The 14,494-nt window shown below is 48.2% G+C and carries 10 protein-coding genes; all 10 read right to left on the bottom strand.

Annotated elements, in window-relative coordinates:
- Positions 1 to 97: 97 nt before the first annotated feature.
- The 10 genes from KNO87_RS12560 to KNO87_RS12515 all read right to left on the bottom strand — a co-directional run bounded on the left by KNO87_RS12560 (position 98) and on the right by KNO87_RS12515 (position 14,404).
- Entirely contained in the window at positions 98 to 1,270 is a 1,173-nt protein-coding gene (locus KNO87_RS12560; protein ID WP_214796248.1) for a CamS family sex pheromone protein, read from the bottom strand.
- A gap of 130 nt (positions 1,271 to 1,400) precedes the next feature.
- Positions 1,401 to 2,876 carry an LPXTG cell wall anchor domain-containing protein gene (locus KNO87_RS12555; RefSeq protein ID WP_214796246.1) on the bottom strand — a complete coding sequence of 492 codons (1,476 nt, stop codon included), beginning with the start codon at positions 2,874 to 2,876 and terminating at the stop codon, positions 1,401 to 1,403.
- Positions 2,877 to 3,128: 252 nt separating this feature from the next.
- On the bottom strand, positions 3,129 to 5,123 hold the full coding sequence (ligA, locus tag KNO87_RS12550; RefSeq protein WP_214796244.1) for an NAD-dependent DNA ligase LigA: 1,995 nt from the start codon (positions 5,121 to 5,123) through the stop codon (positions 3,129 to 3,131).
- A gap of 9 nt (positions 5,124 to 5,132) precedes the next feature.
- The gene (gene pcrA, locus KNO87_RS12545; RefSeq protein ID WP_214796242.1) at positions 5,133 to 7,349 is read right to left on the bottom strand and encodes a DNA helicase PcrA; all 2,217 of its coding nucleotides are present in this window, start codon (positions 7,347 to 7,349) and stop codon (positions 5,133 to 5,135) included.
- Between the two features lie 38 nt (positions 7,350 to 7,387).
- Positions 7,388 to 8,068, bottom strand: coding sequence for a heptaprenylglyceryl phosphate synthase (gene pcrB / locus KNO87_RS12540; protein ID WP_214796240.1), 681 nt, complete (start codon positions 8,066 to 8,068; stop codon positions 7,388 to 7,390).
- Between the two features lie 89 nt (positions 8,069 to 8,157).
- Entirely contained in the window at positions 8,158 to 8,391 is a 234-nt protein-coding gene (locus KNO87_RS12535; protein ID WP_214790791.1) for a hypothetical protein, read from the bottom strand.
- Positions 8,392 to 8,403: 12 nt separating this feature from the next.
- On the bottom strand, positions 8,404 to 9,786 hold the full coding sequence (locus KNO87_RS12530) for a TrkH family potassium uptake protein (RefSeq protein WP_214796238.1): 1,383 nt from the start codon (positions 9,784 to 9,786) through the stop codon (positions 8,404 to 8,406).
- A gap of 35 nt (positions 9,787 to 9,821) precedes the next feature.
- A complete protein-coding gene (locus KNO87_RS12525) occupies positions 9,822 to 10,127 on the bottom strand; it encodes a YerC/YecD family TrpR-related protein (RefSeq protein WP_026826878.1) in 306 nt (101 codons plus the stop codon).
- Positions 10,128 to 10,194: 67 nt separating this feature from the next.
- Positions 10,195 to 11,937, bottom strand: a complete 1,743-nt coding sequence (locus tag KNO87_RS12520; protein WP_214796236.1) for an adenine deaminase C-terminal domain-containing protein — start codon at positions 11,935 to 11,937, stop codon at positions 10,195 to 10,197.
- Between the two features lie 181 nt (positions 11,938 to 12,118).
- Entirely contained in the window at positions 12,119 to 14,404 is a 2,286-nt protein-coding gene (locus KNO87_RS12515; RefSeq protein ID WP_214796234.1) for a bifunctional diguanylate cyclase/phosphodiesterase, read from the bottom strand.
- Between the last annotated feature and the right edge of the window lie 90 nt (positions 14,405 to 14,494).

The following is a 14,494-nucleotide window of genomic DNA, read 5'->3' as shown; positions in this document are numbered from 1 at the left end:
ATTCTACTCAATTGGTCAAATAAGGTCAAAGATAATCCTTTCACTTTTCATACGAAAAAAAGAAGAAGTTCGTTTCAAAAAACGAACCTCTTCTGAATTAGAAGTATACTTTTGGACTATCCATGCCATCCTCGAACACAATCGTCACTTCAGGGTCGCCACCGAGTGATGTCACGTTGATGCGGACCGGGACATTCCGGCTATATTCCCATCGGTTTTCAAGCAAGCCGACAACGTGTTGGGTGAATCCGACAAGTTCGGCACGACTATAGAATTGAATCGGGATATCGATTTCAAGTCGTGACAAATCGCCGTTCTGATAAAAGCCTTTCCCAATCATCCCGCTATAGTCTGGGAACAGATCGGCAATTCGGTCACTGAAGAGCGTAAATTTCTGTGCATCCTCGCGTACGTCATTCGTTGCCGTCGCAGATGGGAAGTAGTAGTACTTCTCATCGATGGCTTTCCAGTCACCTGATGTGACCTCATCATCCGTTCCGACGAAAGCGGATTTGATATAGTTCCCCGGCGTCGGTGAACCTTGCGTCGACTTCATATAAAGCGCGACGTTTACATCCAAATCTTTAAAGTCTTCTCGCTTCCGCAATTGAGCGACGAGTTCGTTCGCCATCCGTTCCCCTTCTGCGATCACTTTTTTCTGATCGAGTTTCACCGTATAGGTCGGTCCGTAGTTCGGTGCCTGGAAGACATACTCACGGTTCAAAATGAGTGCAAACGACACACCGCCAAGCTGATATCCGCTATCCTCTTTCGTCATATAGTTCTGTTCCACGATCGAAGCCAAATATAGAGGTGACTTCTTGTTCGCATCGACGAACTTGTCGTCTTCGACTTCGGCCTTCCCGTCCGCATAAGCCGGGTTGAGCGGCGTCAATCCTTCGTTACTCCCGCCTTTACGTCCAAGTAAATTGGTTACGTCTTCCGCGTTTAAAAGTTGTCCCTCTTGATAAGCGAATTTGTCTGGGTCAAACGCATCTGTCGAATGGCGCATGAGACCGAGTTCAACTTCTTCAAGCTCTAACGACGAACTCACTTGACGCTGGGCAAGTCCTCGCGCTGCTGCGGCTTTGAAGGGAATGACCATTTGATAGTAGGAATCACGTGCTTCGATCGCTTGTGTGACGCCTTCTGCTGCTGTTTCTTCGCCGGTCGGTGTCGCTTCTTCTTCACCCATCGGGATTTTCATTGAACATCCGCTTAACAAAAGCGCAGAGGCGATTGTCGGGATGACGAGTTGTTTCCATTTCATCTATGTCTAGCTCCTTTGAACATCGTTTCCTATTTCACTTTGTCCATTATAACAAAATCGTTCCACGAAAAAAGTATCGAAGCGGAATCAGAACAAATCCCTCCTTGATCAAACAAGAAGGGATACACGATTATTGTTTTGTAGATGGGTGCTTACGACGAATCATCAAAAGGAGTCCAGATGCAAACATGAGGAGTCCAATCATCATATGCCACGTCTCGTTCGTCTCCCCGGTCATCGGGAGTACATCTTGCGAATACGTGTCGACTTCATCGTCAGGCTTCACTGGAGGAGCCTCTCGCTCTTTTACAACCACTTTCACGACTGGTGGTTCCATCTTTGTTTCTTCTTTCTCAGGCACTTGCTTCGGTTCATCCTCTTTTACCGGAACGGGTTGTTTCACCGCAACCGGTACATCGACGGAACGGATCACGTTCACTCCTTCATTCACTTGGAGGGTAAACGTTGCCTGTTGTACTAATTCTGCCCCAGCTCGTGTGTCATAGGACGGGAGCAGTGGGAGTTCAAATGAAAGGGTGACCACTTCTTCCGGTCCGAACCCGTTTACGAATTCAGGGATGGCTTCGACTTGCTTCACGAATCGTTCATTCGCCATCTGTTGCTCCTCATACGTCAAGGCACCACTCGGCCAAGTTAGCATCACGTCAGACAAGAACAAGGTAACGTTAGAAGTGTTGGTCACTGTATAGGTGTATCGGATTGGTTCACCTGGCTGAACGGTCTCCATCTCACTCGTCCCTGTCACTGTAAAATCAGGTTGTTGCAAAAGGACGATTTGTTGACTTTCTGCTGTGACGATGCGGTCGTATTCATCCACTCCTGTCACGCGAAACAGACTACCAATCTCAGGATGCGTGCTGAATGAATAGTCAGACGGAACGGATAAGACAGCTGTCACCTCGACCCGTTCATCGGGTAAGAGACCATCTTCTCCTATCAATTCATACAAGCGATCAAACACGTGTTGATTCAACGATTCGATGGCAAGACGGCCAACGTCCCCGCTCACATACTCGTGGGAAAAGTTCGTCACCGTTAACGGTGCGTCTCCTGTATTCTCTACGATGAACGTATACGACAGTTCACCTCCGACAACGGCTTTGTCGACCCCGGCAATGTTCTGCGCTTCTAGCGCGAGCGCCGGTAAGATCGGCTCGATTGCTGGTTCTTCGATAACCGGTTCTGGTTCTGTTGGTGGTGTCACCTCTTCCGGTTGATCTGGTTCTATGACAACAGGTGGTTCCTCCACTTCGACAGGATACGCTTCCGTGATGGAGTTCGGGATGAACGTATATGGAACGCCTTCAGCGTTGTAAAGTGTCACCAAATCAATCAACGAATCATCGACTGTTTCCGCATCGATCATAAATCGCCAAACATTGGCTGATTCACGAACTCCATAATACGTGACGTCTTCGTAGACAAGACTTGATTCATATAATGTCTCGACTTCCTCGTCTGTCAAATCCACTTGAATATATCGGAATGTGGTCGTGTCTGCATGTGCGACGTGGTAGGGGATCAGTGTTGAAAAGAGCATGAGGATGGTGAATATAGCAACGAAGCGTTGGATGTTATGTGTCATGGTGTCGGTCCCTCCTCTAAGGTGAAAAATGAGCGCGCACATCGATGTTTGCCCGATGACGGATTTCACCACGTAGAGGAATGAGGGGATGTGTGTGTGAAAGTCATGGTGTCAAAGGGTTCTCCCGCAAAAATATATTAGCATTTTGATTTAGTTAATCTATACCCTCCGAACGCTTGTGCGAACCTGTTCAATCTCATAATTTTTTACAATACGACACGACAAAAAAGACGTTCGCCGTAGCGAAACGTCTTATGCATGTTCACTTAAAAAATCGAGAAGCTTTACCTCATCCCATACTTCGATGCCTAACGATTCAGCTTTCGTCAGCTTCGAACCAGCCTTTTCACCGGCGACAAGTAAGTCTGTATTTTTACTCACACTTCCCGTCACACTCGCGCCGAGGAGTTCAAGCTGCTTCCCTGCCTCCCCCCGCGTCATCTCATGTAATTTCCCGGTCAATACGACAGTTTTACCAGAAAGGGGTGCCCCTTCAGCCGTTGGGCGTTTTGTTCCTTTGAAAGACAAGTTCACACCCGATTCTGCTAGTTCACTGACGAGTTCACGTGCTTCTGGTTTTTCAAAGTAAAGAACGATTGACTCGGCCATCTTCGTCCCGATTCCATCAATCGACGTCAGTTCTTCGACCGTTGCATCGATGATGGCTTCCATCGTCTCGAACCGCTCTGCAATCAACGAAGCTGCTTTTTGTCCGACGAGACGGATGCCGAGGGCGAAGAGCACACGTTCGAGCGAATTTTGTTTCGACTGTTCAATTGCCGAGAGCAAGTTCGTCACCGACGTCTCACCCATACGCTCGAGTCCAAGTAAATCGTCTCGGTTCAGACGATACAAGTCGGCCACGTTATGGACGAGTCCTGCTTCATGGAGTTGCGTAATCACTTTTTCACCGAGTCCGTCGATATTCATCGCTTGTCGTGAGACGAAATGGATTAGCCCTTCGAGCAGTTGAGCCGGACACTCCGGATTGACACAGCGATGATCGGCCTCACCCTCTAATCGGATCAATTCGGACCCACACGCAGGGCAATGGGTTGGGAATTCGATTGCTCGTTCTTCCCCGCTTCGTTCACTAGCAAGTGCTGATACGACAGCCGGAATGACATCCCCAGCTTTTTTAATGACGACTCGGTCACCGATATGAAGGTCTTTTTCTTTTATAAAATCTTCATTGTGAAGTGTCGCATACGTTACCGTTGATCCTGCCACAGATACCGGAGCGAACCGTGCCCGCGGTGTGACCTTCCCAGTGCGACCGACACTGAAATCGACGTCTTCAATTGTCGTCACGACTTCTTCTGCCGGGAACTTATACGCGACGGCCCAGCGTGGACTTTTCGCTGTGAAGCCGAGTTGTTCTTGTTCTTCGTATCCAGCCACTTTAATGACGATTCCGTCGATTTCGTACGGGAGTTCACTACGCTTCGTCACATATGTTTCGATATAGTCCCAAAGTTCATCTGCCGTCTTACATGTCGTATAGTCCCCGCTTACGGCGACGCCAAGGCGTTTCAAATAAGCGAGTGACTCATCGTGTGACGCGACGAGATCGTCTTGTGACACCAAACCGTAGGCGAAGAAAGCCAAATTTCTCGATGCGGCAATTTTAGAGTCGAGCTGTCGGAGTGAACCGGCCGCTGCGTTTCTCGGGTTGGCGAACAATGGCTCACCGAGTCGTTCCCGTTCATCATTCAATTGTTCGAACGAACGCTTCGGCATATACGCCTCACCCCGCACCTCAAACGTCACATCCTCTTGGAGACGAAGCGGAATAGCGCGAATCGTCTTCAAGTTTTGCGTGATGTCTTCACCTATCGTACCGTCCCCGCGCGTCGCGCCTCGAACGAGACGACCGTCTTCGTATTTCAAAGAGACGGCGAGCCCATCAAATTTTAGTTCAGCTACGAATGTCGGTGTGTAGCCAAGGTCTTTCTCGATTCGCTCCACCCACTCTGCAAGCTCTTCTTTTGAAAAGACGTTCCCGAGTGAAAGCATCGGTGTGTCATGCGTCACTTTGACGAACGCGTCGAGCGGGGCTCCTCCGACGCGTTGTGTCGGGGAGTCCGGAGTCCGAAGTTCTGGATAGTCTGTTTCGATTTGAATCAGCTCGTTCATCAAACGGTCGTACTCTGAATCCGGTACACTCGGCCGATCGAGCACATAATATTCATAACCATATTGGTTTAACGTTTTGCGAAGCTCTTCTACACGTTCTGCCATCTCCATATCTTCACCTCATGCTTTTTCGATTGGGGCAAATTTAGCCAATAGACGCTTGATGCCGACTTCTGGGAATGCGATGTCGACTTCGAGTTGGTCGCCTTCTCCACGCGTTTGGACGACTGTCCCTTGTCCCCACTTTTTATGATTCGCTTTGTCACCAACGTTCCAGCCGACCGTTTCGGCGCCTGAAGATTGAGCGAGCTTCGGCTTCGGTTTTGAGCTAAAGCCGTTCACCGGCAACTTCCCTGGTGATTCAACCGGGTTCCACGGCATCGGCTTTCTCGCCTTACCGGACCGTTCTAACAACGTTTCTGGCAATTCATGCAAGAACCTTGACTCCGGGTTGTTTTGGAAACGACCGTACAACATCCGCGACTGAGCACGTGTCAAATAGAGACGTTTCTCGGCCCGCGTGATCCCAACGTATGCGAGGCGACGTTCTTCTTCCATCTCTTCTTCATCGTTTAATGCACGGCTATGTGGGAATAGACCTTCTTCCATCCCGATTAAGAAGACGACCGGGAATTCGAGTCCTTTGGCCGAGTGCAACGTCATCAACGTGACTTGATGCGACTCGTCGACTTCATCAAGTGAATCGAGGTCGGACACGAGCGTCAAATCAGTGAGGAAGGCGACGAGTGACTGTTCATCGCTTTCTTTTTCAAAGTTTTGAGCGACTGACAGGAACTCTTGTAAGTTCTCAAGTCGACTTTCTGCTTCGAGCGTCTTCTCAATCTTGAGCATCTCTTCATAACCCGTCTTCTTCAATACTTCTTCGACGAGCTCTGAAATCGAGAGATAGTCTGCCATTTGTCGTAAGTCCATCATCATCTGACGGAAATCTGCGAGCTTCGTCGCCGTACGCGGTGCAATCCCAGACAGTTCGATGTCACGAATCGCATCCATGAGTGAGACACCCTGCATATCCGCAAAGTCTCCTAGTTTGTCGATTGTTGCGGCTCCGATGCCTCGTTTCGGTTCATTGACGACTCGAACGAATGAGATGTCCTCGTCCGGGTTGGCGATCAAGCGCAAGTACGCCAAGACGTCCTTGATTTCTTTTCGCTCATAGAACTTCGTCCCGCCGACCATTTTATACGGGATGTTGGATTTAAGGAGCATCTCCTCGAGACCACGTGACTGGGCGTTCGTCCGATACAGGACCGCCATCTGACCGTAGTCCATCCCTTCCATCTTCAGTTCCTTCATCTGGTTCATGATGAAGAACGCCTCGTCACGGTCATCGGAGGCGACGTGGAGTAAGAGTTTCTCTCCTTCATCGTTCTCAGTCCACAAGTTTTTATCTTTACGGGAAGCGTTGTTCTGAATCACGCCGTTCGCCGCTTCCAAAATTCGCTTCGTCGAACGATAGTTCTGTTCGAGCAAGATGACGTGAGCGCTCGGATAGTCTTTCTCGAACGTCAAGATGTTGGCGATATCGGCACCGCGCCAACGATAAATCGACTGATCCGAGTCCCCGACGACACATAAGTTCTCGTGTGCTTGTGCGAGAAGTTTGACGAGCGTGTACTGTGCCCGGTTCGTATCTTGATACTCATCGACGTGAATGTATTTGAATTTCTTTTGATAAAACGCCAAGACGTCCGGCGCCTCTTGGAATAAATGGATTGCCTTCATGATCAAGTCATCAAAGTCGAGTACGTTGTTCTGTTTCAACTTTTTCTCATACGCCGTGTAGACGTCAGAGATGATTCGTTCATATGGGTTGTTGCCGACAAGAGCCGCTGCGTCCTTTGCCGTGCGCAACTCGTTCTTATGATTTGAAATCATCCCGAGAAGTGTACGCGGTTCATACTTTTTCGGGTCGAGGTTCAACTCTTTCAACACTTGTTTGATTGCCGTCAATTGGTCCGAGGCGTCTAAAATCGAAAAGCTTCGGTCATATCGAATGCGATCGATATCGCGTCGTAAAATACGGACACACATCGAGTGGAATGTGGAAATCCAAATGTCTTCGGCGACTCCACCGACGAGGCGCGCTATCCGGTCTTTCATCTCGCGTGCTGCCTTGTTCGTGAACGTGATTGCTAAAATGTTCCACGGTGCCACTTGCTTTGCCGCCATCAAATAGGCGACACGATGTGTCAAGACACGGGTTTTACCAGACCCCGCACCCGCCATGATCAACAGAGGACCATCCGTGTGCTTGACCGCTTCCGCTTGTTCCGGGTTCATGCCTTTGACTAATTCTTCGCTAAGATTATACATAATCGTTTCCTTCCTTGTTCCAAACGTTTGTTCTTATTTTATCGGAGTGCTTGCACAGTCGCAAGTGCTCCCGCTAAGTCTTCATAAATGATATTGCCGACGACAATCGTATCGGCGTACGCTCCCATCAACTGAGCCGATTCCGCCCCATCGATGCCACCTCCGTAAAAAAGGTGCGCCTGTGGTAACGCCAATCGAATTTCTTTCAAGACGTCGACATCGCCGAGTCGTCCGCTGTATTCGATATAAAGTGACGGGAGTCGGAACAAATGATGTCCGACTTCGGCATATGCCACGGCTTCTTCTAGCGACAAGTCGCATCTTGATTCCGTCACGTGCGCCACTTTCGCGTCTGGATTCAAGACGAGATAGCCTTGTGCCGTGACATGACGTGAATCAAAGAAATGACCGTAGCGCTCAAATGCACGCGCATGGTGTCCGACAATCCATTCCGGCGTTCCGGCGTTAAGCACGGTCGGTACAAAGTAGTGATCGAAGCCATCGATGACCTGGCTCGGTTGACTGATTTCAAGGGCGACCGGTAATCCGGCATCCCGGACTCTCGCAAAAAGTGCGAATGTATTCTCCGCATTGACCCCGTCCGTCCCACCAATCAAAAAAGCGTCGGTGCCCGAGTGAATGAGCGCATGGAGCGCCTCCTCGTCGAGATGCTTATTCGGATCTAATTTAAACACATGTCGCCATGACTGAAATTTCAACTTGTTCCCTCCCATCGAATCCTTCTCTAGTGTATCGATTTTTTGCATCGCGTGCATCTCTCCATTAAAAAAAGACTTGCCGAAGCAAGTCACGAGCGTGCCGTACGATTCCGTTCCCGATCCGTTAACCATTTCGCAACTAGCAATGCGAATAGTGCATATACCGGGACAAACCAGAGCGGATTCGCTAAAAAGAATCCGAGCACTGGAATATCGAGTAATGGTGAGTCTGGCGAACAGAGCGCCGTTCCATTGACGACCGCGATGAACGGAAGGACCGGAACGATAAAAACATATCCAAAGTTAATCCAAAATGCTTTCATATGACGATCTCCTTATCCTAAGATGATTGATTCTTTCGGATAGTTATACATCCGCTTCGGTTGTCTCCGTTGCAAGATGAGAATAAAGGCAATGACCCCGATTCGACCGATGAACATGAGAATCGTCAGCACCCATTTTCCGACGTTACTGAATTCAGAAGAGAGGCCAACAGAGAGTCCTGTCGTCCCGAACGCGGAACATGCCTCAAATAAGATTCGTGTCAATGAGGCATCTTCGAAATAAGCCATGACCATGACCCCAGATAATAAGACAGCAAGCGACACCGTAATGATGACGAATGCTTTCCAAATATCCTCGAGAACAATCTCACGACCGAAAATTTTAATCGACGAGTCACCACGAATAAACGCGACGACACCGAGAACGGCCACGGCAAATGTTGTCGTCCGAATCCCCCCACCGACAGACGATGGGGAAGCTCCGATAAACATGAGGATTGATAAGAGCAGCATGCTCGCTTCTGAAAACAAGTTGACATCGACCGTCGATAATCCACCGTTACGTGTCGTCACCGATTGGAACAATGAATCCGAGAGAGATAGCCAAAGCGGCAAGTCTTTAAATGCATTGTTGTACTCAAAAATGAACAAGCCGACCGTTCCGACAGCAATTAAAATAAAGAATGTCGAGACCGTCAATTTCGTGAACAAAGAGAATCGACTCGGGAACGTATGACGTTTCCGCGTGATGCGACTCACCAAATAGGTCCGAATCTCTACAAGAACGGGGAATCCGATGGCACCACCGGTCATGAGCGCAATTTGCGTGAAGATGACAAATGGGTCTTCACGGAATGGCGCGAGCGAGCTACCGGTAATATCAAAACCGGCGTTCGTCGTCGCACTGACCGACCCGAATAACCCTTGCAAGAAGGATTCCCCGGCGGTATCGAAATAATTTAAGTAATGGACACCGAGTAAGACGGCACCAACCGCCTCGATTGCGATAACGGTAATCACGATTTCCGTGATGTATTTGACAATCCCCGACATCGATGTCTGGTTTTGGTCACGTAAAATCAGTTGTCGTTCCCGAAATCCAATTCGTTTCCCGAGCAAAATCCACATGATGACATGCAAACTGATCAACCCGACCCCGCTCACCTGAACGATGAACAAGATAATAAATAAACCAAACGTCGAAAACGTATCGGTGACCACGATCGGTGTGAGTCCGGTGACACTGACACAACTCACCGCAAAGAAGACGAGGTCCGTAAACGTAATCGTCACACCTGGTTTATGGGCGATCGGTAAGGCGAGGAGCAACACGGATAAAACGGCTGCCGCGCTATAGATTAACACGAGTGTTTGGACTGGTGTTAAATTTCGAAAGAACAATTGTAAGTTCCGCTTCATGAATTTTTGTTGCATCTCGCCCCTCCCCTCCATCAAAAACAAGATGACTCTTACGAGTCACCTTTTGTTTGTTGTAGACGTTCAAGAGCGAGATCGTATCCGCCTGTCCCATAGTTCAAGCAACGTTTCACACGAGAAATCGTAGCCGTTGAGGCACCCGTTGCGTCCTCAATTTTATGATACGTATTGCCTTCACGTATTTGACGCGCCACTTCTAGTCGTTGCGCAAGTGCCTGAATTTCATTGACAGTCGCTAAATCTTCAAATAATTGATAACAGTCTTCGAGCGTATCGAGCTTCAAAATTGCCTCAAACAATTGATCAAGCTCTCGACCTCGTAATTTATCGAGTTGCATCCGCAAGCATCCTCTCTACTCATACTTCTTTATCATTCTAAAGCAGGGGCGGCTCGGACTCAACTATTCATCGCAAAATCGCAGGAAATAGTACTTGTTTTTTCATCACTTCATAAATACCGAGTGGAGTCGCCCGAACGTACGGCAAGTGTGTGGATGCTAAAAACAGCAACGTGTAAATCGGATCTTCGAACTGATACCCTCGTGACACAAGCTCTTCACGTAGTTGTTTCTCTTGACCGATGAGCGTCTCGAGCGGCTCTGTCGAGGTCATGCCGCAAAGCGGTAACGGAATTTCAGCAACGATTTCTCCTTTGTCGACAAGGACAATTCCTCCTCCGAGTTCGTTCATCCGTTCAAATGCCTGTAACATATCCTGTTTACATTTTCCTAAAATCAAATAGTCTCCACTAATTGAGTACGAACTGACGAGACCGCCGAAGTCTTTCGCAAATCCTTTCAGAACCGTGTTCAATCGCCACTTTCCTTCTTTATCAAGTAACATCAAGAACGATTCATCCTCATCGCGCGGCAATTCGTCTTGCCCTGTATCGTGCTTGATTTTAAACAGTTTCATGATGACCGAGTTGACCATATCGAGACCGACAGGCATACTGAACGACAAATCTTGTGGTGTCAATTCAATCGAAACGTCTGTTGACGGCATCTTATCGAGTACCGCTTCCACCAATTCGTTCGGGAACAGAGACACACCATCTCGGAAAATCCATTGCCCTTTCGCGATGACAGCCGACGGGCGTGGTTCCTCGATTGCGTCAAGAATGTTCAGATGGGCGATACGACCTGGAGCAATCGAACCGAGAATATGATCGAGATCGAAATGACGCGCTACATTGTGAGACACAATCCGATACGCTTCGATCGCAGGTAACCCTTCTTCCATTAAGATGCGAACGAGAGCGTCCTGCATCCCGTCTTCATAAAAGCCAGGGGTCGAACCGTCCGTCGTCACCATGAGATGATCGAATGCGGTTAATCCGTTCGCGAGCAGGTCACGAATCATTCCCGTTAGGTCCGGTCGAATCGAAGAATGACGAAGTGTCGTCGTGTAGCCCAGTTCGAGTCGGCTAAGCGCCTCTTCCGCTGTCATCGCCTCATGGTCGCTGTGAACACCCATCAACGCCATTTTAGTCAATGTCTTTGGTGAGGCACCCGGAAAGTGCCCTTCGACCGGTAAACCGCATGTCTCTGCGTCAAGCATCCACTGAAGCATCTCATCATCGCCCTTCAAGGCGCGTGGCCACGCTGTCAGCTCACCGGCCATCACGACGTCAGGATGATTGAACCATTCGTGAACCCGTTCTGAATCGACGGCGACACTCTCACGATCGAGCTCGGTCTGCGTGTCGAGTCTTGCCCACCAATACGTGCTTGTTGGCAACTGTTGAATCGCCTCAAGCTGCGCAAACGCTTGCTCTTTTTCTTGTAAAAAAAGAAGCATGTTGTCGTTGACGAGCGTCGTCGTTCCGCGCTCTCCTGCGTACTTAGACAACGTCGCCGGATTGTATAATTGAAATGGATGAGCGTGAGGCTCGATATAACCAGGTACAATATACTTTCCTGACACATCGACCGTCTCGACCGCCGATTCTGGTAGATCTGGACCGACATATACGATACGGTCTCCCTCAATCCAAATGTTCGCCGTTTTCCATTGTTTCACGTATACGTTCAAATAGGTCGCGTTTTGTAAGACGAGCGAAGGTGGTCGTACTCGATCTACGACTTCAAGTTGCGAACGAATCATCACTTTAGACCACGGTGCCCGCGCCGTTCTTTTTGTTGGCATCGAACCCAATCCTCCCTTTTCCCTTTCAATGCTATTAAGAAATAGTTTTGAAAGCGTTTTCTTTACCTGTTTCAAGTTTACCTTTTCTCTGAAAGGGTCGCAAGTTATGTTCCCTATTGTAACAAATTTCACATATATTTTTCACAAAAAAGGCGGCTCTTCGCATGAAGAGTCGCCTACGTCAAATTTGAGTGATCACCGTTTTGCGTAAATAGTGATGCAACTGTTCCATCGGAATCGGTTTACTGTAATGATATCCTTGGATGAGCGAACCACTATATTCTAATACGAATGCTAATTGTTCTGGTCGTTCGACCCCTTCCGTAACGATATCGAGGCCGAGGGTATGGAACGTTTGGTATAACCCTTCTAACAACGCACGATCAAACTTATTCTCCGGAATCCCTTTGACGAAGTTCTGGTCAATTTTAATGATATCGAGACGTAGGGACTGAAGGTAAGATAGCGATGACGTGCCGACACCAAAATCATCAAGTGATATTTTGACACCGATTGTCTTCAACGCATGAATGAACTGTTGAAGTTCATATACATTCCCACCGACTTCGCTCTCTGTGATTTCTACATGCAATCGATGAGGCGGAAAGCTCGTTGTGGCGAGCGTTTCTTCCAACGCCTCTAAAAACGATCCATCTAAAATCTGACGTTTCGATACATTGACAGACAAAAATAAATCAAAGCGTTCCGCATAGTCTTGAATCTCTGTGATGGCTCGGACGAGTACCCATCTCCCCACATCTGAGATGAGTCCGAGTTGTTCTGCGACGGGAATAAAAATGCCCGGTGAAACGAAACCTTTTTGAGGGTGATTCCAACGAATCAATGCCTCCACCCCTCGCACTTGAAACGGTTTCGGGGAAACGATTGGTTGATAGTACAGTTCAAATTCATCGTGACGAAGCGCATATCGTAAATCTCGCTCCATCTCGAGTGCCTGCAAGTAATGGCTTCCATCCTCAATGTCCTGATACGTAAGGATGTTGTCTTTCCCTGATGCCTTGACTTCGTGTAAGACGACGTCGAGACGCGCCATCATGATCTCGTATGAATGATGGGACGGTTCCAACTCATCGATTCCGATACTTAATGTCAGATGATTCATTCCTTGCTTCAAACCCCATTCTCTCAAATCCTTCACCAATTGATTCGCAACAATCAGTAACTCTTCGGTCGCCCATCCGGGATGAATCATAATAAACTCATCGGCCCCAATCCGCGCAACAAAACCTTCCTCTTTGTAAAACATTAACCGAGATGCAAAGAAGGTCAGCATCGCATCACCTGTCCGTTGACCGAACTGGTCGTTAATCCGTCGGAAGTTATCGAGGTCAATCCCCATCACCCCGATCGAACGGGAAGTATCCGGTAAATTCATAAACATGTCTTCGACGGCCAAACGGTTCGGAAGACGTGTCAAGGAATCTCGAAAGGCACGCGTCAACGACTCTTTCTGTGTCTGTTCCAGCGCATCGAGCACTTCGTTCATACTGATGGCCATCTCTTCGATTTCATCCCGCTGGCTCGGGTTTAAGCGAATTCGTAAACGACTATTTCGCTCTTTCGTAATCCACTTCAATTCTTTGACGATGGCCATTAATCGTTTCGTGATGATTTGGTTCACGGTCCAAAACAATGTCAACAACAGACCAATACCGAGGACCAATAGCCCGAGCATGCCTGTTTCAAGCATCGTCTGCGTGTTGGTGTAGTACGTACGCTTCACTGAGAAATTGACTTCCCAGTTCGCATCTTGATAGACCGACTGCAGTGGTAAAGAGACACGGGCAAACTGATTGTCTTGTTCAATCGTTAACCGTTGATGCGAAAGCGGACTGATGGATAATTTCGTTTTTGCCTGTACACTTAAAGCCGCCATGAAGTCCGGACCAATTTTTTGAATCAGGACAAGCGTCCCTCCCGGCTCGCCTGTTCCATCACTTTTCACAATCGGATGGCTCATGAAAACGACGGGACCATAGTCGGTACCATATACCGCACTTTGTGTGACTCCAGACGAGTTGATGTATCGCACCAGTTCGTTCAGGAAAACATTCTTTTCTTCTATATTGTCCAATTCATAAAATTGATTGAATTCGGAGTAGACAACCTCTCGATTTTGGTCGAGGAAAATCATCGCCCCGACTCCTAAATTGTCGAGCGTTTCTTCCCCCATATTATTTTCGATAAAGGCATCGTTTTTGTTTTGTACGAAATCGTAAGCGTTCGTCCAAACCGACCAGTCGACAAGTATGCGTTCGAGTGTGCTTCGATGATTGGCGAACACTTCTGACACGCTCTCGATTTGATCGCGGGTCATCGCCTGATCCTGCTCAATGCTCTTTTCTACAAAATACGGTTTGATGACAAACAGAATGACACCAATGAAGAGTACGATGTTAACGGCAATCGCAATGAATAATTTTGTTTGAACACGCAGGTCGACCACCCTCTTTCTACAAACTACTTTAATATTGTAGAACAGGATATCGGGATTTCCTTTTTTTCGCATGAAAAAAAGGATGGGTTGACCCATCCT

This window comes from Exiguobacterium sp. s34, from assembly GCF_018617435.1.
Taxonomy (GTDB): Bacteria; Bacillota; Bacilli; order Exiguobacteriales; family Exiguobacteriaceae; genus Exiguobacterium; species Exiguobacterium aestuarii.
Note: the sequence above shows the minus strand (reverse complement) of the source record. Positions and strands in the feature narration are given on the sequence as shown.

Coding starts and splice junctions, on each gene's coding strand:
- KNO87_RS12560 (WP_214796248.1), bottom strand. CDS start 1,270: ATGAAATGGAAACAACTCGTCATCCCGACAATCGCCTCTGCGCTTTTG.
- KNO87_RS12555 (WP_214796246.1), bottom strand. CDS start 2,876: ATGACACATAACATCCAACGCTTCGTTGCTATATTCACCATCCTCATG.
- ligA (WP_214796244.1), bottom strand. CDS start 5,123: ATGGAGATGGCAGAACGTGTAGAAGAGCTTCGCAAAACGTTAAACCAA.
- pcrA (WP_214796242.1), bottom strand. CDS start 7,349: ATGTATAATCTTAGCGAAGAATTAGTCAAAGGCATGAACCCGGAACAA.
- KNO87_RS12535 (WP_214790791.1), bottom strand. CDS start 8,391: ATGAAAGCATTTTGGATTAACTTTGGATATGTTTTTATCGTTCCGGTC.
- KNO87_RS12530 (WP_214796238.1), bottom strand. CDS start 9,786: ATGCAACAAAAATTCATGAAGCGGAACTTACAATTGTTCTTTCGAAAT.
- KNO87_RS12525 (WP_026826878.1), bottom strand. CDS start 10,127: ATGCAACTCGATAAATTACGAGGTCGAGAGCTTGATCAATTGTTTGAG.
- KNO87_RS12520 (WP_214796236.1), bottom strand. CDS start 11,937: ATGCCAACAAAAAGAACGGCGCGGGCACCGTGGTCTAAAGTGATGATT.